This window comes from Streptomyces sp. NPDC059452 (assembly GCF_042750035.1).
Lineage (GTDB): Bacteria > Actinomycetota > Actinomycetes > Streptomycetales > Streptomycetaceae > Streptomyces.
Genome location: NZ_JBHYVE010000019.1, coordinates 46069 through 65131 on the forward strand (window position 1 = coordinate 46069; position 19063 = coordinate 65131).

The following is a 19063-nucleotide window of genomic DNA, read 5'->3' on the forward strand; positions in this document are numbered from 1 at the left end:
GCCCGCCGCCGCCCATACGGGCTGCGGCCCCCATCACTGCCCCTCGATCTCCACGAGCGGCGGATGCTCGTGCCAGCTGCAGAAGACATTGATCTCGCGCTCGCCCCGGGTGAAGGTCACCCGAATCCACTGGGGGTGGTGCCAAACCTGCATCCGCCACCCCGCGTTCGGAGTCGCCGAGACCAGCTCCGCGCTGTCCCGCCCCATGTCGAAGGTGACCCGCCCGCCGTCGACGGCATAGCCCTTGACCTCCCCCGAGGCGCTCCCGGACCCGCCCCCCGGCGCCCCGTCCGCCACCGCGCCCCCGCTCGGCCCGCCCGACGGGGAAGCCCCGCCGCGCTCCGGCACCGGGGGCGCCCCGGCGTCCGCCGAGGGTCCTGAGGGCCCTGAAGGCTCTGAGGGTTCCGAGGGCTTCGACTCCGGCCGCCCCGAAGGCTCGCTCTCCTCACCGGCCGGGGCCGGATCGGGGGAGTCCGCCGGGGTGTTCGGCCGATAGCTGTAGGAAGGCCTGGGCGTGGACCGGGACTCCGCATCCACCCGTTCCTCCGTCAGGGCGACCGCGACCGGCGGAGGATAGGCGGTGGCCTCCATCACGGTATGGACGCCCCACCACGACAACATGCCCGCCGCCACCGTGGACAGCGTCCAGGCAATTACCTGTTTCAGTGGCAGTCGTTTCAGTAGCCGTCGCATCGTGAGCCGTCGCATCGTGGTCCATGGACCGGTGAGGATTCTTCGCCGAAGTGGCTGCAGAACGTTTCATTGAATAGCGTACGGTTCCGCTCATGGCTAGTGTGCTCCTGGTCGAGGACGACCACTTCGTTCGCGCTGCCCTCATTAGGCACCTCACCGACGCCTCCCACAGCGTGCGGAGTGTGGGCACGGCACTGGAGGCGTTGCGCGAGATCTCCCAACTCCATTTCGACGTGGTCATATTGGACCTGGGACTGCCCGACCTCGACGGCTCCAAGGCACTGAAGATGCTCCGCGGCATCGCCGACGTCCCCGTCATCATCGCCACGGCCCGGGACGACGAGGCCGGCATCGTACGTCTGCTCAACGACGGCGCCGACGACTACCTGACCAAGCCGTTCTCCGCCGAGCACCTCACCGCCCGCATCGCCGCCGTACTCAGGCGCTCCGGCTCCCGCTCCGGCTCCGGTACGGGCGGCATCGGCGGCGTCGGCAGCGGCACCGCTCACACCTCGATACCCGAGGTCATCCGCGTCGGCGGGATATCCGTCGACCCGCAGCGCCGCGCCGCCACCCTGGACGGCATCGAACTCGACCTGACCCGCAGGGAGTTCGACCTGCTCGCCTACCTCGCCGGGCGCCCCGGCACCGTCGTCTCGCGCAAGGACCTGCTGGCCCGGGTGTGGAACCAGCCCTACGGCGCCGACAAGACCGTGGACGTCCATCTCTCCTGGCTGCGGCGGAAACTGGGCGAGTCCGCGGCAAGCCCCCGCTACCTGCACACCTACCGGGGCGTCGGCGTCAAACTGGAACCACCGCGGTGAGATGGGCCCTGATCAAGGTCTGCCTCGCGGTCACCGGCATGGTCGTCCTCGCCTTCGCCGTACCGCTCGCCCTGGTCGTCAAGGAGATGGCCTCCGACCGGGCCTTCTCCCAGGCCGAACGGCAGGCCAACGCACTCGGCCCGACCCTCTCCATCACCACCGACCGGGAACAGCTGCTCCAGGCCGTCCTGTCCACCGAAGCCGGAGCGGCCGGACGCATGGCCCTCCACCTCCCCGTCTCCGGGGGCGGCTCGGAGCTGGAGATGGGCCGCGTGCGGGTGAGCCACGAAGCGGTGGAGGTCACCCGCGACCTCGGGCACGCCGGGATCACCGCGGTGCCCGGCGGCTCGGCGTTCCTCCAGCCCTTCGCCCTGGGCGCCGGGAAGATCTGCATCGTCGAGGTGTTCGTACCGGAGGACGAGCTCAGCCGCGGCGTGGCCCTGGCCTGGCTGGTGCTGGCCGGTGTCGGCATCGCCCTGATCACCGGCTCGGTCGTCGTCGCGGACCGGCTCGGCGTACGGATGACCCAGCCGGCCCAGCGCCTGGCCGGAGCCGCCCAGCAGCTCGGCCGGGGAAGCCTGGGGGTACGGGTCCCCGAGGAGGGGCCCCGGGAGTTGCAGCGGGCCGCCGTGGCCTTCAACGCCATGGCCGGCCAGGTGGTCCAGCTCCTCGCCAACGAAAGGGAACTGGCCGCCGACCTCTCCCACCGCCTGCGCACCCCGCTGACCGTGCTGCGGCTCAACGCGGCCTCACTCGGCGAGGGCACCGCCGCCGACCAGACCCGGGCCGCCGTCGCCCACCTGGAACGCGAGGTGGACACCATCATCCGCGCGGCCCGCGACGCCCGGCCGCAGACGTCCGGGCCCGCCGTGGGCACCGGCTGCGACGCCTCCGAGGTCATCCACGAACGCATGAACTTCTGGGCGGCCCTCGCCGAGGACGAGAAGCGTCCCATCAGCGTCGCCGGTGTCAACGCCCCCGTACGCGTGCCCGTCCCGCGCGCCGAGATGGTGGCCGCGCTCGACGCCCTGCTCGGCAACATCTTCCAGCACACCCCGGAAGGAACCGCCTTCTCCCTGGACATGCACCACAGCCAGGAGGCCGTGATCATCCTCGTCTCCGACGCCGGACCGGGAATCCCCGACCCCGAAGCCGCACTCGCCCGGGGCAACGACGGCGACAGGGACGGCTCGACGGGGCTGGGCCTGGACATCGTGCGGCGGATGGCGGAAGCCACGGGCGGCGACGTACGCATCGGCCACTCGATGTACGGCGGGGCGGAGATCCGGGTGTGGATCCAGCTGAACGCCCGGCCGGAGGAACAGCCCACCCTCCGCGACCGCAGACCGACCCGACGCCGCAGACGCCCCGGCGTCACATCAAGCTGACCCCCGCACGACACAACCCCAAGTACCGCCCCAGACCCAGGCCCAGGCCCCAGCCCCGGCCCCGGCCCGCAGCGCCCACTCAGAGCCCAGACCCGGGCACCGCCACCAGCCCAAACCCAAGCACCGGCACCGACACCGACACCGACCCACGACGCCCGCTCAGAGCCCGGGGCCGGGCAGCGCATGCCGAGCGCGCCGTCGACGGCGCCCCGACGACAGCACCGCACCCGCACCCGCACCCGCACCCGCACCCGCACCCGGCAGAGCATCCGCGCAGGGCAGCAGCTCCGCCGCGCCGCTCACGTCCCGGCCCGGCAGCTCAACGACGTACACACCCACACCAGCGCCACCACCCACACCAACACCAACACCAGCACCGCCCACCCCCGGCGCCTCGTACCGCTGCACCACCCCGCCATGAGCACCCACGATCCCGCTCACGACCGACTGGTGAAGGGGGTCGCCCCCGGCGTACGGGCCGCGCACCTCGATACGGACGGCGCCGCTCCCCTCCCCGGCCACCACCACGGTCGTCAACGCATCCACCTCCGCGACGGCGTCCCCACCCGCGACATCGGCAAGCAGATGAGCGAGGGCCACCGCCAGCCGCCCCGGGTCCACCTCGGCCTCGACCCCGGGACAGCGCAGCGCGAACCTCGTACGCCCATGCCCCAGAAGCTCCACCGACCGCCGCACCCCCTCGTCCACGACCCGCCCGACATCCACCACCTCCCGCCGCAGCTCCTCCTCCCCGGCGGCGATCCGCTGCTGATCGAGCACGTCGTCGAGCAGCACGGCCATCCGCGTGTACCCGGTGGCCAGCCGCCCCAGCAGCCGCCCGGCCTCCGGCCACAGATGACAGGCGTCGTCGGCCGCCACGGCCACCAGCTCGGTACGCAGCTCCTCCAGATGCCCCCGCCGGGCGCCGACGACGGCCCCGGCCAGCTGCCGGTGGCGCCCGGCCAGCTCCTCGTACCGCTGCTCAAGGCGGCGCAGCTCGGCTCCGTGGCGCTCGGCCTGGGCGGTGACCTCGGCCGCGTGCCGGTGCGCGAGCCGCCGGTCGGGTCCGCGGTCGAGGAACGTGACGACGGCCCCGACGACCCGCTCCCCCTCGCAGACCGGCGCGGTGGTCATGTCCACCAGAAGCCGATCCCCGTCCCGGGCCCACAGCACCTGCCCCTGGACCCGGTGTCTGCGGCCGGTGCGGAGCGTATCCGCGAGCGGCGACTCGTCGAACGGATACGGCTCACCATCACCACGGGTGTGCAGGACGAGCGGATGGAGCTCCCTGCCCCCGAGCCCGCTCGCGCGGTGACCGATCAGCTGCGCGGCGGCCGGGTTGACCAGGACGATCCGGCCCTCGGCATCCGTACCGACCACCCCCTCCCCCACGGCCCGCAGCACGGCCTCGGTCTGCCGCCGCGCATCGGCGAGCGCCGACTCCGCGTCCAGGACCCCACCGAGGTCCCGGACGACGAGCATGAGCAGGTGCCCGGTGTCACCAGGGCCGTACGGGTCGGAGGCCTCGGCCCCCGGAAGGCAGACGGCGACGACCTCCGCCCCGAACACACCACCGTCCGTACGCCGCCCACTCATCCGCCGCACGGGCCCCGGCCCGGAACCGGAGCCAGGGCCGGGGGCATCGCGCCAGTCGAAGTCGGGCAGCAGGTCCAGCAGCCCAAGCCCGACGACCGCCGCCGCACCGGACACCTCGAACAGGGCAAGGGCCCTGGCATTGGCGCCGACCACCGTGCCGTTGCCGTCGACGAACACGAGGCCGTCCGGCAGAGCGTCGACAGCGGCGGCAGGACGACCGATACCGGAAAAGGACGGCTTGATCACAACGGCACTCCCTGCGACGGGCTTCTCTCACACCTGCGACGGGCTTCTCTCTCACCCCCCGAAGCAGGCGTCCGCGCACGACACCGAGGACCGCTCCGGGCGGTGATCAACGTAGCCGCGCCGCCACCCGGTGAGAGCCCCGTCGCCCGATCCTTAGGAGCGCCTTAACCACCCCCTGACCCTCCCCTCACCCTCGCCCCTTCCCAACGGAAGAAGCCCAGGTCGGACAGGATCCGACCTGGGCTTCACGCTGGGCCCCCTGTCGGATTCGAACCGACGACCTACGCATTACAAGTGCGTTGCTCTGGCCAGCTGAGCTAAGGAGGCGTGCCGGAGCAGTGTAACCAACCATGCACCTGGACCGTTCGCGATTTCCATGTGCCCTGGGCTACTGACAGGACACATGAACGCCAGGTAACGTCACCGCAGGTTCACCTGAGTGGACCAGACCACTCCCTACTCGGATCGTCCGGCACGTTCCTGCCGGTTGAGGAGAAGATTCAGCATGGCCAGTGTCACGTTCGACAAGGCGTCCCGCGTCTACCCCGGCTCCACGAAGCCGGCCGTGGACCAGCTTGAGATCGACATCGCGGACGGTGAGTTCCTCGTCCTCGTCGGTCCTTCCGGTTGTGGCAAGTCGACCTCCCTGCGCATGCTCGCGGGTCTTGAGGACGTCAACGGCGGTGCGATCCGCATCGGTGACCGCGATGTCACGCACCTGCCGCCGAAGGACCGGGACATCGCCATGGTGTTCCAGAACTACGCGCTGTACCCGCACATGTCCGTCGCGGACAACATGGGCTTCGCGCTGAAGATCGCCGGTGTGAACAAGACCGACATCCGGGCGAAGGTCGAAGAGGCCGCCAAGATGCTGGACCTCACCGACTACCTGGACCGCAAGCCGAAGGCGCTCTCCGGTGGTCAGCGTCAGCGTGTGGCGATGGGCCGGGCCATCGTGCGGGAGCCGCAGGTCTTCCTCATGGACGAGCCGCTGTCGAACCTCGACGCCAAGCTCCGTGTCTCCACCCGTACGCAGATCGCCTCGCTCCAGCGCCGCCTCGGCATCACCACCGTCTACGTCACCCACGACCAGGTCGAGGCCCTCACCATGGGCGACCGGGTCGCGGTGCTGAAGGACGGGCTGCTCCAGCAGGTCGACTCGCCGCGCAACATGTACGACCGCCCGGCCAACCTCTTCGTCGCCGGCTTCATCGGCTCGCCCGCGATGAACCTGGTCGAGGTCCCGATCACCGACGGTGGCGTGAAGTTCGGCAACAGCGTCGTCCCGGTCTCCCGTGAGGCGCTGTCCGCCGCCGCGGACCGCGGTGACACGACCGTCACGGTCGGCATCCGCCCCGAGCACTTCGACATCGTCGAGCACGGTGGCGCCGCCGCGAAGTCCCTCTCCAAGGACTCCTCGGACGAGCCGGCCGGTCTCGCCGTCGGCGTGAACGTCGTGGAGGAGCTCGGCGCCGACGCCTTCGTCTACGGCGCCGCGCAGGTCGCCGGCGAGCACAAGGACCTGGTCGTCCGGGTCGGCGGCCGCGAGGTGCCGGAGAAGGGCACCGAGCTGCACGTCGTCCCGCGCCCGGACGAGCTGCACGTCTTCGCCACCTCGACCGGCGAGCGCCTCACCGGCTGAGCCCCGTCGCCTGCGAGCGCCTCACCAACTGAGCCCCGTCACCTGCGAGCGCCTCACCGACTGAGCCTCGCCGACTGACGAAGCCTGTCGTACGTTTTCGGCCCCGTGCCCCCTTCCAAGGGCGGCGCGGGGCCGTTTGCGTGGCGCGCGGCAGGTTTGGGTTTCGGTGCCGGGTCGCGTCAAATACCCCGGCACACAGGGCATTTCCCCCTGGTTCGTCAACCCGGCATGCGAAAGGACGCGTCAAACCGTCACCCACGAGAGTGACGAAATGTCGCCGAGCCATCACTGACCGCTACGCTCGCTGCGTGACCCACACCGCTCGGCGCATCGGCCGATCCCTCGCCCTCGTCCTGCCCGTCGTCATGGTGCTCTCCGGGACCCTCGCGGTCTCCAGCGTCCAGTGGGCGGCGGCGGACAACGACTCCACGCTGCTGGCCGCCTCCTCGGAGACCGTGTCCAAGCCCGCGAAGCCCCGCGCCGCCCAAGACGTCCTGCGCGACAAGCTGCTTGTCGAGCTCCAGGAGAAGGACCCGGGCACCGCCCTGACGGGCCTCCAGCGTGCGGTGGAGCAGCGTCCGTCGCTGGCCAAGCACTGCATGTCGATCGCGAAGGCGCTCGGCAAGGCCGCCGTCGAGCAGTACGGTCCGACCCGCGCGCAGCGCTTCTCCCGTCCCGTCTGCGACACCTCGTTCGCCTCGGGGGTCGCGCAGTTCAGCTGACCCGAACCGTACGGAGCCGGCGTCGGAAGCCGCCCCGCGCGGGCACCGCATATCGTGCCTGCCATGCATACGTATCCGACGCAGGCCGTGATCCTCGCCGGTGGTCAGGGGTCGCGGCTGCGGCCGTACACCGATGACCGCCCCAAGCCGATGGTCGAGATCCCGGGGACCGGGACCCCGATCATCGGCCATCAGCTTTCCTGGCTGGCCGCCGAGGGCGTCACCGACGCCGTGGTCTCGTGCGGCCATCTCGCCGAGGTGCTCCAGGAGTGGCTGGAGTCCGCCGTGCTGCCGCTGCGGGTCACCACCGTGGTGGAGACGGAGCCGCTGGGCCGTGGCGGCGGGCTGAAGTACGCGGCCGGGCGGCTGCCCGATCCGGAGCAGCCCTGGTATGCGACCAACGGGGACATCTGGACGCGTTTCTCGTTGCGTGAGATGGCCGCGTTCCACGCGGAGCGCGATGCCACCGCCACTCTGGCCCTCGCCCGGCCCCGTATCCCGTGGGGCGCCGTGGAGACGGACGCGTTCGGGCACATCACGGACTTCATCGAGTCACCGCCCTCGCCGTATCTGATCAATGCGGGGGTGTACGTGTTCTCCCCCGCCTTCACGGCGATGCTGCCGGACCGGGGCGACCACGAGCGCACCACCTTCCCCCGGCTGGCCCGGGAGCGGCGGCTGGCCGGCTACCCGCTGCCCCACGGGGCGTACTGGCGGGCGATCGACACCGCGAAGGACCTGACCGAGGCGGCGCGCGAACTGGGCGCTCAGGCGGGCTGACAACCCGCCGGAGAAGCTGCCCCGCAGAGGCGCCGGACAGAGAGAAGCCAGACAGACCAGGCAGGTCAGGCAGGTCAGACAGAGGGGCGGCCCCCACCCGATGCCGGGTGGGGGCCGCCCTCTCCGTTTCTCCGTCCGGTGCCGGTCGGCGTCAGCCGAGGAGGCCGCCGATGGGGTTGCGGGCGCCGCCGCCGGTGGAGCCGCCCGGGGGCGTGCCCTCGCCGCCGCCGGAGGTGGGCGGGGCTTCCGGCTCCGAGCCGCCGCCGGTGGAGCCGTCGCCGCCGGTCGAGCCGGAGGAGGTGGGGCCGGCGCTGGTGGCGGCGGGCGGGGGCTGTTGCTGCTGGGGGGTGGTCTGCTGCGGGGGCGCCTGGCCGGTGCCCTGGGTCTCGCTGGGCTGGGTGCCCGCCCCGGCGCTCTGGCCGCCGCCGGAGTCGCGGGTGGCGCCGGGGGTGACCTGGCCGGTGACGGGGGTGGTGGCCTCGCCGGAGCTGGTGGGCTCGGGGCGGCGCTCCTGCTCCTGGGGGGTACGGGAGGCCTGGCTTTCGCCGGTGGACTCCTGGGGCAGCGGCATCCCGGGGAGGCGGTTGGTGGGGTAGTCGTTCCGGCCGGGGACGGTGACGACCTCGGTGGAGCGTACGGCGCCGCCGAGGACGGAGCCGATGAGGAGGGTGAGGCCGATGACCACGGAGGCCACGACCGTTCCGCGGCGCAGGACGCGGCGGCGGAGGTCCCAGAGCTCGGAGCGGGGGCCGAGCGTGCGCCAGGCCTCTCCGGCGAGCCGCCCGTCCACGGAGTAGACGGGAGCGCCCGCGATGATCAGCGGGCTCCAGGCGGCCAGGAGGATGATGTCGGGGGCGTCGTAGACGGCGACCGTGCGCCAGCTGACCGTCACCAGGAGGGCTGCGGAGAGCAGGGCGCCGACGGAGGCGGCGACGCGCTGCCAGAGGCCGAGGACGGTGAGAACGCCGACGACGACCTGGAGGAAGGCGACGGTCAGTCCGGCGCCGACCGGGTGGGCGAGGGCGAAGTCGCGGAGCGGTTCGGCCAGTGCCCAGGGCTGCAGCGAGGTCAGCCACGTGACCATGGAGCCGCGCTCGCCGCCGTCGAAGTAGACGGGGTCGCAGAGCTTGCCCATGCCCGCGTAGATGGAGATGAAGCCGAGCAGGACCCGCATCGGGAGCAGGACGACGCCGAGGTTCATCCGGTGGCCGGGGTAGTACGCGTGCCGGACGGGGTCGTTGCCGTGGCGGCGGGCGCGGGTCTCGGGGCTCTCCTCGTAGCCGTCGTCGTCCGCGCCGGGGCCGTCCGGCTCGTCGTCGACGGAGTCGTACGCGCCGACGGCCTGGCGCATGGGCGGCAGGAGGGGGCCGGTGCGGCCGGGCTGCTGCGGTGCGGTGAGTACGGGGTTGGGCTGCGTCTCCTCCAGGAGCGGGATGACCTGGGTCGCGCCCGCCGCGTGGCCGTCGGCGGCTCCGGCGGTGAGCGCGGTGTCCAGGTGTCCGGCGGTGGAGTTGCGTACGGCTTGGAGGAGGCCGGTGGCGCCGGGGTCGCCCGGGGCCGATCTGCCGCTCCAGACGACCGGTGCCCGCCTGCGTCCGCCGCCGGCACCGCTCATGGCGGGGATGCGGGCCGTGTCCGCGAGGCCGCGCAGCCGTGCGCGCTGGCCCGGGGCGAGCTGCACCCGGAAGCTGGCGTGGTTGACGATGACCTGCGCGGGGTCGCTGTCCACCTTGGTCATGCTCAGGGCGGGTTGCTCGTCGAACCGAGGCGTTCTGGTGTCCACACTCATCTAACCGAGTGATGGGTCTTTAGGACACTGCCTTGACAGGCCCGATGTGTCCGAGACCCGTCAAGATCCGGCCAAACTCGGGCATCCTGGAACCCTGTTCGGCGTTCGCGCGTCAACTCGGCGGGAGGCCGAGCCCGTTGCCGTAACAGGTCTCGCGCGAACGCCGTACCGGCGGCCGGTTCCGCTTCCGTACCGGCTGCCGGTCCCGCTGTCCGTACCGGTGGTACGACACCCCGTTCCGCTATCCGCGGCGGCGCGCCACCTCGTACAGCACGATGCCCGCCGCGACACCGGCGTTGAGCGACTCGGCGCCGCCCGGCATGGAGATCCGGACGCGGTAGTCGCAGGTCTCGCCGACGAGGCGGCCGAGGCCCTTGCCCTCGCTGCCGATGACGATGACGACGGGACCGGCCAGCTGCTCCAGGTCCTCCACCGTGTGCTCGCCGTCGGCGGCCAGGCCGACGACCGTGAGGCCCGCCTTCTGGTAGCCCTCCAGGGCGCGGGTCAGGTTGGTGACCCGGGAGACCGGGGTGCGGGCCGCCGTACCGGCCGAGGACTTCCACGCACCGGCGGTCATACCGGCCGCGCGGCGCTCGGGGACGACGACACCGTGGCCACCGAAGGCGGAGACCGAGCGGACGATCGCGCCGAGGTTGCGCGGGTCCGTCACACCGTCGAGGGCGACGATCAGCGGGTCCTCGTTGTTGTCGTACGCGGCGGCGGTGAGGTCCTCCGGGTGCGCGTACTCGTACGGCGGGACCTGGAGGACGAGGCCCTGGTGGTTCAGGCCGTTCGTCATCCGGTCCAGCTCGGGGCGCGGGGCCTCCATCAGGTTGATGTTGCCGCGGTCGGCCGCGAGCTTGAGGGCGTCACGGACGCGCTCGTCGTTGTCGATGTACTGCTGTACGTAGAGCGTGGTGGCGGGCACGCCGTCGCGCAGGGCCTCGTAGACGGGGTTGCGGCCCACGACCATCTCGGAGGTGCCCTTCACCCCGCCGCGCCGGGGCGCGGGGCGGCGGGCGGCCGCCTGCTTGGCCTGGGCGTTGGCCACCCGGTTCTTCTTGTGTCCCTTGCGGGCGGAGGCGGGCGGGGTCGGGCCCTTGCCCTCCAGGCCACGGCGTCGCTGGCCACCGCTGCCGACCTGCGCGCCCTTCTTGTTGGACGTGCGGCGGTTCCTGCGCTGGCTGTTCCCGGCCATGACCTACCTGTTCCTGTAAATCTGCGATCTACATGGAGATGTAGACCGTGTACGTCCCAGTGTGCCGCCCGGATCGCCGGGCGGCACCATTGCGCTGCTCAGAGGGGGTCGCTCAGCGCGGGCCGAGCGTCCACCGCGGACCGCTCGCGCTGTCCTCGATGACCAGTCCGGACTGGTTGAGCTGGTCGCGGATGGCGTCGGCGGCGGCCCAGTCCTTGCGTTCGCGGGCCGACTGCCGCTGGTCGAGGACGAGCCGTACGAGGGTGTCGACGATGCCGTGGAGGTCCTCGCCCCGGTCGCCCTCGCCCGCCCAGTGCTCGTCGAGCGGGTCGAGCCCGAGGACGCCGAGCATGGCCCGGACCTCGGCGAGGCGGGCGACGGCGGCTTCCTTGTCGTCGGCGGCGAGCGCGCTGTTGCCCTGGCGGACCGTGGTGTGGACGATCGCGAGGGCCTGCGGCACGCCCAGGTCCTCGTCCATCGCCTCGGCGAAGGCGGGCGGCACCTCGGCGGCCGGGGCGACGACCTCCCCGGCCTTCTCGGTGACGCGCTGGACGAAGCCCTCGATCCGCGCGAACGCGGATTCGGCGTCGCGCAGGGACTCCTCGCTGTACTCGATCATCGACCGGTAGTGCGGGGTGCCCAGGTAGTAGCGCAGGACGATGGGGCGCCAGTGCTTGACCATCTCGCTGACGAGGACGGAGTTGCCGAGCGACTTCGCCATCTTCTCGCCCGCGATGGTGACCCAGGCGTTGTGCACCCAGTAGTTGGCGAACTCGTCGCCGTACGCCTTGGCCTGGGCGATCTCGTTCTCGTGGTGCGGGAAGATCAGGTCGATGCCGCCGCCGTGGATGTCGAAGGCGGAGCCCAGGTACTTGTGGGCCATGGCGGAGCACTCCAGGTGCCAGCCGGGCCGGCCGCGGCCCCAGGGGGTCTCCCAGCTCGGCTCGCCCGGCTTGGCCGCCTTCCACATGGCGAAGTCCCGCTGGTCGCGCTTGCCGGTCTCGCCCTCGCCGGAGGGCTGGCGCAGCTCGTCCAGCTCCTGGTTGGAGAGCTCCAGGTAGCTGGGGAGGGAGCGGACGTCGAAGTAGACGTTGCCGTCCGCCTCGTAGGCGTGGCCGCGCTCGATGAGGCCGCGCATCATCTCGATCATCTCGGTGATGTGGCCGGTGGCACGGGGCTCGTAGGTGGGCGGCAGGCAGCCCAGCGCGTCGTAGCCGTCGTTGAACGCGCGCTCGTTCTCGTAACCGATCGACCACCAGGGGCGGCCCTGCTCGGCGGACTTCCTGATGATCTTGTCGTCGATGTCCGTGACGTTCCGGATGAAGGTCACGTCGTAGCCGCGGTAGGTGAACCAGCGGCGCATGATGTCGAAGTTCAGCCCGGAACGGATGTGCCCGATGTGCGGTGCGGCCTGGACGGTAGCGCCACAGAGGTAGATCGAGACACAGCCCGCGGTGAGCGGGACGAAGTCACGGATCTGCCGGGCGCTGGTGTCGTGCAGGCGAATAGTCACGTCTCAAGGGTAGTAGGCCGACACCAGTGCCCCGCGACCCTTGGGCGATCGCGGGGACAACTTTCTGATACCGGCCTGGTCCGGACCGCCTCCCGGGCGGCTCTTTGGGGGTCTCTGGGGTCTCTTCGGGGGCTTTCGCGGGGGCTTCGGGGCCTGCGGGGGCTCTCAGATGCGGCCGACGACCTTGCGCGGGGTGATCCGGACCACGACCCGGGGGTCGTCCTCGACGGAGGCCGGGTTGAACTCCACGTACGGCTTGCCGGTGTACTTCAGCGACAGCTCGTTGATCAGCTCCGGACCGCCCTCCGTGGTCAGCTCCGCCTCGCCGCGGATCTCGGCGTAGGTGTACGGGGCGTCGAAGGGCTGGACGACGACGGTGACGCGCGGGTCGCGGCGGAGGTTCTTCTCCTTGCGGCGGCCGACCGTGGTGGAGATCAGGAGGTCCTCGCCGTCGCGCTTGACCCAGACCGGGGAGACCTGCGGGCTGCCGTCCGGCTGGATGGTGGCGATGTGGACGAAGACCGGGGTGTCGAGCAGGTTCTTGAGCTCGGTGGAGAGTGCGGCGGTCATGGCGTACGTCCTCCTGGTGGCTGATGCGGTCCTGTGTTCCTCCCCCAAACCGCGCGCGCCCTCGGTTATTCCCGCGTCACCCTTCCTTCTGTTCCCGCGTCACCCGTATTGCCTGCTCCCGCGTCACCCGTATTGCTCGCCGTGTCCCGCCGGAAGGGTGACGCGGGAACAGAAGGAAGGGGGGCGAGCACGTGGGCGCGCGCGGACGCACGATGCGGGCGAGATCGGGGCAGCGCGCCCCTGTGCATCAGCACACCGGAGACGTCAGGTGTGCATCAGCACACCGGAGACGTCAGCGCGCCCGGTAGACCAGCGCCGTGGCGATCCCCGCGATCCCCTCGCCGCGCCCGGTGAAGCCGAGGCCGTCCGAGGTGGCGGCGGAGAGCGAGACCGGGGCGCCCACGGCGGCGGAGAGCACCTTCTGCGCCTCGTCGCGCCGCTTGCCGATCTTCGGGCGTACGCCGACGACCTGGACGGCGACGTTCCCGATCTCGTACCCCTCGGCGCGGACGATCCGGGCGGCCTCGGTGAGCAGGGTCACCCCGGCGGCGCCGGACCACTCGGGGCGGCCGGTGCCGAAGTGCTGGCCGAGGTCGCCGAGGCCGGCGGCGGAGAAGAGGGCGTTGCAGGCGGCGTGCGCGACGACGTCGGCGTCCGAGTGACCGGCCAGGCCGGGGCCCTCGCCCTCCCATTTCAGGCCCGCGCACCACAGCTCGCGGCCCTCCTCGAAGGCGTGGATGTCGGTGCCGATCCCGACGAGCGGGATGACGGGGGCGCCGGGGGCCCCGGCCGCGGGGTTCTCAGAAGCCATCGTTGGCCCTCCTGCGCGCGAGTACCGCTTCGGCCAGCACCAGATCGAGCGGCCGGGTCACCTTGAACGCCTCTTCGTGGCCGGGGACGACGACGACCGGCTTGCCGAGGCGTTCGACCATGCCCGCGTCGTCCGTGGCGCCCTCGCCGTCGAGCGCGACCTCGGCGTGGGCCCGCACCAGCGTGTCCCGGTCGAAGCCCTGCGGGGTCTGCACCGCGCGCAGCCTGGCCCGTACGGGGGTGGAGAGCACCGGCTCCGGCTCGCCGGACACCGTGGCGGGCTCGACTTCCTTGACGGTGTCGGCGAGCGGCAGGGCGGGAACGACGGCGGGCGCCCCGTTCCGTACGGCCTCGACGACCGCGTCCACCGTGTCGACCGGCACCAGGGGGCGGGCGGCGTCGTGGACCAGGACGACGGAGATGTCCTCGGGCAGCGCGTCGAGGCCGAGGCCCACCGACTCCTGCCGGGTGTCCCCGCCGGGCACCACCAGGTAGTCGGTGCGCTCGGGCAGGGCGTGCTCGTCCAGGAGGTGCTTCACCTCGGGCGCGCCCTCCGGCGGAGCGACGACCACTACGAGGGAGACGGCCCGGGAGGCCGCCATGGCGCGTACCGCGTGGATGAGCATGGGCGTGCCGCCGAGCACCCGGAGGGCCTTGGGGGCGCCGGGGCCGAGCCGTATACCCCGCCCGGCGGCGGGGATCACGGCTGCGGTACGCGGGGGGCGCGGGCGATCGGGCGGGGGCGGCGTCGAGGTCATCGAGTGCACTCCGAAGGTCCGGGGGTTCGGCAGGTTTGTTTCCACGGGCGACGTGGGTAGGGGCCCAGCAAGCCGGGCGCGACGCCCTCTGGCTTGACCCGGGCCCCTTCCGTGACACCCGGTCGAGCATCGAGCGGAGTCGCGGCGGCGATCATGCGATCAGCGGTGCACGGCGAACTCAACAGGCGATCCGCAGTGCACGGTGAACGGAGTTGTGAACGGAGTCACCGGCAGTCGGGTACCGGCAACCGGCATTTCGGGTACCGGCAATCGGCCTTACCGGAAGTCGGGCTTCCGGTCCGGGTCCGGACATGCCGCAGCGCCCGACGACACACCGTACAAACGGCTGGTCAGCGGGCACCGCGGCACATTCTTACGACCGGTGCGATCCGGTTCAGGACGCGAGAACCTCGTCGAGCAGGGCCTCGGCCTTGTCCTCGTTCGTGTTCTCCGCGAGAGCGAGCTCGCTCACCAGGATCTGGCGGGCCTTGGCGAGCATGCGCTTCTCTCCGGCGGAGAGACCGCGCTCGCGCTCACGACGCCACAGGTCACGCACTACTTCAGCGACCTTGATGACATCGCCCGAGGCGAGCTTTTCCAGATTTGCCTTGTAACGCCGGGACCAGTTCGTCGGCTCTTCTGCGTACGGTGCGCGCAGCACCTCGAAGACCCGGTCCAGCCCGTCCTGCCCGACCACGTCGCGCACGCCCACGAACTCCGCATTGTCCGCCGGCACACGAACCGTCAAGTCGCCCTGGGCGACCTTGAGCACCAAGTAGGTCTTGTCCACGCCTTTGATCTGGCGAGTTTCGATAGCCTCGATCAGCGCGGCCCCGTGATGGGGATAGACCACGGTGTCGCCAACCTTGAACGTCATGTGACAGGTACCCCTTCCGTGGCTATCCAGAGTAACACGAGAATCGACTCTCCTGAATGGCGTTTTCGCAGGTCAGGGCATATCTCAGGGCTTGACAACAGCAACACGGACGTGCTGCGGAAGGCTTCCGGAAGACGGTATTCGCAGGTCGGAGCGGCTGTGCGACGGGAGGGAAACACTCACGTCACACAGTCCGGAAGCCTCACAGAAGAGGGCGAAAGTCCCGTTTTGTCGGGTTCCGGATGGCGAACTTTACGTACGCCGTTCGACTCTCGATCACCCGTACGGAGGTAAGTGCGGGTGGCCGATGAAATTGATCAAGACATGCTCCCCGCACCCTCCCCACGACGCCTTTTCGCGCGGAATGCGGTGCGGCCGGAGAAATTGATCACCGCGATTATGTGAACGGCGCATGTCGAATCGGCCGCCGGGGCGGACACCGGACCGGCGCACGCCCCGCCCCGGACCGCGCCGGAGCCTCCGGAAATGCACCCCGGGAGGAGCCGGAGGCCCCAAGGGGCGGGTCGGGTGCGGGGCGGGAGTGGTGGCTCGGTAGCCTAAGGCCGCTGACACACCCTTAGGACGGCTTTACGTCACCCCTTCCCGCCGGCCGTCCGCGGGGCGAGCAGCCCACCGCCCGACGTCCGAAGTCCGCAGTCCGATCGTTCAAGGAGTTGCCGCCGCCGTGAGCCGCAGCCTTCGACACGGCGCTCTCGCCGCCACTGCCATCGCGTTCTCGATCGTCTCCCTGTCCGCCTGCGCAGCGGGCAACAACGCGGAGACCCTCCAGGTCAGGCCGGACAACGCGGCCACCTCGGTGGGCACCGTCAAGGTCCAGAACGTGAACGTGATCACGCAGGCCGAGCCCGAGGACGAGGGCCCCGCCGTGGTCTCGGCGACGCTGTTCAACGACGGCACCGAGGCCGAGGTCCTGGAGAGCATCACGCTGCCCGGCACCGACGCCCAGGTGAAGCTCCAGGCCGCAGGGGGCAAGGGCCCCGTGGAGATCCCGGCCGGCGGCCAGGTCGTCATCGGCGGCAAGGGCAACGCCTCCGCCGTGATCGAGAAGGGCCGCGAGGCCGCGCAGGACGGCAACATCCAGCAGGTCGTCTTCAAGCTGAGCCGGACCGGCGACGTCGGACTCGGCGCGACGGTCGTCCCGGCGACCGGCTACTACAAGGACTTCGGCCCCAGCGCGCTGCCCGAGGCCCCCGCGCCGAAGCCCAGCGACACGCCCGCCGCGGGCGGCTCCGAGACGCCGGCCCCGCCCGCCGGGGAGACCCCGGGCGCTCCGGAGTCCCCGGAGGCCGGTACGGAGCAGCAGGGCGGCACCGAGGGCTCCCCGGAGACCTCGACCGGCTGACCCTGACGGCGTACGCGACCGGCTGACCCGACGGCGTACGCGACTGGTTGACCCGATGGCGTACGCAACCGGCCTGACGCGCCCGGGAGCCCGGGCGAACGGCTGACGCCACCCTCGTACGTCACGATCGCCGTGGCGGCGTACGTTCCGGATCGCCGCCACCCGCGTACGTACACCAGCACGCGCACCACGCGAAGGGGCGCTTCCCGGTCGGGAAGCGCCCCTTCGCGTGGTCGGTCGTCGTCCGCGGTTTACGGCTCGAACTTGTACCCCAGGCCCCGCACCGTGACGAGGTAGCGCGGCGCGCCCGGGTCGGGCTCGATCTTGGCGCGCAGGCGCTTGACGTGGACGTCGAGGGTCTTGGTGTCGCCCACGTAGTCCGCGCCCCAGACCCGGTCGATGAGCTGCATCCGGGTCAGCACGCGGCCCGCGTTGCGCAGGAGCATCTCTAGGAGGTCGAACTCCTTGAGCGGGAGGTCGACCTTGCCGCCGGAGACCGTGACCACGTGGCGGTCCACGTCCATCCGGACCGGGCCCGCCTCCAGGGCGGCCGGGGTGACCTCCTCCGGCTCCCCCCGGCGGCGCAGGACGGCGCGGATGCGGGCGACGAGCTCGCGCGAGGAGAACGGCTTGGTGACGTAGTCGTCGGCTCCTATTTCGAGACCGACGACCTTGTCGATCTCGCTGTCCTTGGCGGTGACCATGATCACCGGAACGTTGGAACGGCTGCGGAGCTGGCGGCACACCTCGGTGCCGGGCAGGCCGGGCAGCATCAGGTCGAGCAGGACCAGGTCGGCGCCGTTGCGCTCGAACTCGTCCAGACCGTCGGGGCCGGTCGCGGCGATCGCGACCTCGAAACCTTCCTTGCGCAGCATGTAGGACAGGGCGTCGCTGAAGGATTCCTCATCCTCGACGACAAGCACTCGGGTCACGGAAGAGCCTCCGGGGCAGGGAAGGGGTCATAGGAGTCGGTCTCGAACGGTCCCTTGTCATCGCCGTTGACGCCGTTGACGCCGTTGACGATAAGGGGTCCGCCGGTGGTGCGCTCCCTCACGACGCCCGATTCGGGCAGCCGGAGGGTGAAGGTGGAGCCCTGTCCTTCGGAGCTCCAGACGGTGACCTCCCCGCCGTGCGAGGCGGCCACGTGTTTGACGATGGCGAGGCCGAGACCGGTGCCACCGGTGGCCCGTGAGCGGGCCGGGTCGACGCGGTAGAACCGCTCGAAGACCCGTTCGCGGTCCTTCTCGGAGATGCCGATGCCCTGGTCGGTCACGGCGATCTCGATCAGGTCCCCGCCCGGTCCGGGGGTGCGGCGCGCCGCGATACCGACCCGGGTGCGGGCGGGACTGTAGTTGACGGCGTTCTCGACGAGGTTGCCGAGCGCGCCGACGAGCTGGCCCCGGTTGCCCCAGACCGTGAGGCCCTCGGTGCCGCCGGAGGCCATGGTGATCTGCTTGGAGCCGGCCTGCTGGCGGCAGCGGTCGATCGCCTCGGCGACCAGCACCTCCACCTTGACCGGCTCGGCGTCCTCCAGGGGGTCGTCGTTCTGCACCCGGGAGAGGTCGATGAGCTCCTGTACGAGGTTGGTGAGCCGGGTCGCCTCGATCTGCATCCGCCCGGCGAACCGCTCCACCGCCTCCGGGTCGTCGGAGGCGTCCATGACCGCCTCGGAGAGCAGTGAGAGCGCTCCCGTGGGGGTCTTGAGCTCATGGCTCACGTTGGCGACGAAGTCGCGCCGTACCGCCTCTATCCGGCGGGCCTCGGTGAGGTCCTCGACCAGCAGCAGCACCAGCCGCGAGCCCAGCGGGGCGACCCGGGCGGAGACAGCGAGGGCGTCCCCCCGGCCGGTGCCGCGCCGGGGGAGGTCCAGCTCGACCTGCCGTATCTCGCCGTCCCGCCGGGTGTCGCGGGCCATGTTGAGCATCGGCTCGACGGCCAGGCGGCCGCCCCTGACCAGGCCCAGCGCATACGCGGCGGAGCTGGCCTTGACCACGCTGTCGCTCTCGTCGAGCACGACGGCGGAGGAGCTGAGCACGGAGAGGACGGTGTCCACCCCGGGCGGCAGGGCCGCGTTGCTGTCCGGCCGCAGTGACGTACGCGTGGGCCGTTTCAGGTCGCGCTCGCTCCAGCGGAACGCCAGCATGGCGATCACACCGGTACAGAGACCGGCGATCGCTGCAGCTGCGGCGACCGCCGCGTTCACGTCCATGCTTCAAGGTTATGCGGGTGCGCCGACACTCTCCCAGCCGTCCGAGTGCCATCTCGAACACTCGTCGCCCAGAGTTCACCGAGGG

Annotated in this window: 17 protein-coding genes and 1 tRNA gene; 6 read left to right on the forward strand and 12 right to left on the reverse strand. The window is 71.2% G+C overall.

Going from position 1 to position 19063, the window contains the following annotated elements; translation table 11 throughout:
• Positions 1 to 33: 33 nt before the first annotated feature.
• A complete protein-coding gene (locus ACFW9Z_RS23910) occupies positions 34 to 693 on the reverse strand; it encodes a hypothetical protein (protein ID WP_384644221.1) in 660 nt (219 codons plus the stop codon).
• A gap of 92 nt (positions 694 to 785) precedes the next feature.
• Here ACFW9Z_RS23910 and ACFW9Z_RS23915 point away from each other — a divergent pair, with 92 nt between their 5' ends.
• Together ACFW9Z_RS23915 and ACFW9Z_RS23920 are read left to right on the forward strand one after the other, a co-directional pair.
• The gene (locus tag ACFW9Z_RS23915) at positions 786 to 1517 is read left to right on the forward strand and encodes a response regulator transcription factor (RefSeq protein WP_384644223.1); all 732 of its coding nucleotides are present in this window, start codon (positions 786 to 788) and stop codon (positions 1515 to 1517) included.
• On the forward strand, positions 1514 to 2905 hold the full coding sequence (locus ACFW9Z_RS23920; protein WP_384644225.1) for a sensor histidine kinase: 1392 nt from the start codon (positions 1514 to 1516) through the stop codon (positions 2903 to 2905). Before ACFW9Z_RS23915 ends, ACFW9Z_RS23920 begins: the two co-directional genes overlap by 4 nt.
• Before the next feature lie 159 nt (positions 2906 to 3064).
• Here ACFW9Z_RS23920 and ACFW9Z_RS23925 read toward each other — a convergent pair whose 3' ends face one another.
• Together ACFW9Z_RS23925 and ACFW9Z_RS23930 are read right to left on the reverse strand one after the other, a co-directional pair.
• Positions 3065 to 4747 carry a PAS domain-containing protein gene (locus ACFW9Z_RS23925; protein WP_384644227.1) on the reverse strand — a complete coding sequence of 561 codons (1683 nt, stop codon included), beginning with the start codon at positions 4745 to 4747 and terminating at the stop codon, positions 3065 to 3067.
• Between the two features lie 253 nt (positions 4748 to 5000).
• Positions 5001 to 5074: transfer RNA gene (locus ACFW9Z_RS23930), tRNA-Thr, on the reverse strand.
• Between the two features lie 178 nt (positions 5075 to 5252).
• Here ACFW9Z_RS23930 and ACFW9Z_RS23935 point away from each other — a divergent pair.
• The 3 genes from ACFW9Z_RS23935 (at position 5253) to ACFW9Z_RS23945 (ending at position 7891) form a co-directional block, all read left to right on the forward strand.
• A complete protein-coding gene (locus ACFW9Z_RS23935; RefSeq protein WP_384644230.1) occupies positions 5253 to 6389 on the forward strand; it encodes an ABC transporter ATP-binding protein in 1137 nt (378 codons plus the stop codon).
• Between the two features lie 308 nt (positions 6390 to 6697).
• Positions 6698 to 7111: a hypothetical protein gene (locus ACFW9Z_RS23940; protein WP_384644232.1), complete on the forward strand. Its 414-nt coding sequence runs from the start codon at positions 6698 to 6700 to the stop codon at positions 7109 to 7111.
• A 63-nt stretch (positions 7112 to 7174) separates the two neighbouring features.
• Positions 7175 to 7891, forward strand: a complete 717-nt coding sequence (locus ACFW9Z_RS23945; protein ID WP_384644234.1) for an NDP-sugar synthase — start codon at positions 7175 to 7177, stop codon at positions 7889 to 7891.
• A gap of 151 nt (positions 7892 to 8042) precedes the next feature.
• Here ACFW9Z_RS23945 and ACFW9Z_RS23950 read toward each other — a convergent pair whose 3' ends face one another.
• From ACFW9Z_RS23950 to ACFW9Z_RS23980, 7 genes are all read right to left on the reverse strand, one after another.
• The gene (locus ACFW9Z_RS23950) at positions 8043 to 9680 is read right to left on the reverse strand and encodes a DoxX family membrane protein (RefSeq protein ID WP_384644236.1); all 1638 of its coding nucleotides are present in this window, start codon (positions 9678 to 9680) and stop codon (positions 8043 to 8045) included.
• A gap of 241 nt (positions 9681 to 9921) precedes the next feature.
• The gene (rlmB, locus tag ACFW9Z_RS23955) at positions 9922 to 10878 is read right to left on the reverse strand and encodes a 23S rRNA (guanosine(2251)-2'-O)-methyltransferase RlmB (RefSeq protein WP_384644238.1); all 957 of its coding nucleotides are present in this window, start codon (positions 10876 to 10878) and stop codon (positions 9922 to 9924) included.
• A 112-nt stretch (positions 10879 to 10990) separates the two neighbouring features.
• Complete coding sequence (gene cysS / locus ACFW9Z_RS23960) at positions 10991 to 12391, reverse strand: cysteine--tRNA ligase (protein ID WP_384644240.1); 1401 nt, start codon at positions 12389 to 12391, stop codon at positions 10991 to 10993.
• A gap of 165 nt (positions 12392 to 12556) precedes the next feature.
• Positions 12557 to 12961: a PPOX class F420-dependent oxidoreductase gene (locus ACFW9Z_RS23965; protein WP_384644242.1), complete on the reverse strand. Its 405-nt coding sequence runs from the start codon at positions 12959 to 12961 to the stop codon at positions 12557 to 12559.
• 292 nt (positions 12962 to 13253) lie between these two features.
• Complete coding sequence (gene ispF / locus ACFW9Z_RS23970; protein WP_384644244.1) at positions 13254 to 13772, reverse strand: 2-C-methyl-D-erythritol 2,4-cyclodiphosphate synthase; 519 nt, start codon at positions 13770 to 13772, stop codon at positions 13254 to 13256.
• On the reverse strand, positions 13762 to 14529 hold the full coding sequence (ispD, locus tag ACFW9Z_RS23975) for a 2-C-methyl-D-erythritol 4-phosphate cytidylyltransferase (protein WP_384644246.1): 768 nt from the start codon (positions 14527 to 14529) through the stop codon (positions 13762 to 13764). Before ispD ends, ispF begins: the two co-directional genes overlap by 11 nt.
• 394 nt (positions 14530 to 14923) lie before the next feature.
• A complete protein-coding gene (locus ACFW9Z_RS23980) occupies positions 14924 to 15406 on the reverse strand; it encodes a CarD family transcriptional regulator (protein ID WP_003953493.1) in 483 nt (160 codons plus the stop codon).
• A 685-nt stretch (positions 15407 to 16091) separates the two neighbouring features.
• On the opposite strand from ACFW9Z_RS23980, the gene ACFW9Z_RS23985 reads away from it, so the two are divergent.
• Positions 16092 to 16769 carry a DUF461 domain-containing protein gene (locus ACFW9Z_RS23985; RefSeq protein WP_384644248.1) on the forward strand — a complete coding sequence of 226 codons (678 nt, stop codon included), beginning with the start codon at positions 16092 to 16094 and terminating at the stop codon, positions 16767 to 16769.
• Positions 16770 to 17020: 251 nt separating this feature from the next.
• Here ACFW9Z_RS23985 and ACFW9Z_RS23990 read toward each other — a convergent pair whose 3' ends face one another.
• Positions 17021 to 17701, reverse strand: coding sequence for a response regulator transcription factor (locus ACFW9Z_RS23990; RefSeq protein WP_003968183.1), 681 nt, complete (start codon positions 17699 to 17701; stop codon positions 17021 to 17023).
• Positions 17698 to 18978 carry a sensor histidine kinase gene (locus tag ACFW9Z_RS23995; RefSeq protein WP_384644250.1) on the reverse strand — a complete coding sequence of 427 codons (1281 nt, stop codon included), beginning with the start codon at positions 18976 to 18978 and terminating at the stop codon, positions 17698 to 17700. The genes ACFW9Z_RS23990 and ACFW9Z_RS23995 overlap by 4 nt, the downstream gene beginning before the upstream one ends.
• Positions 18979 to 19063: the final 85 nt, after the last annotated feature.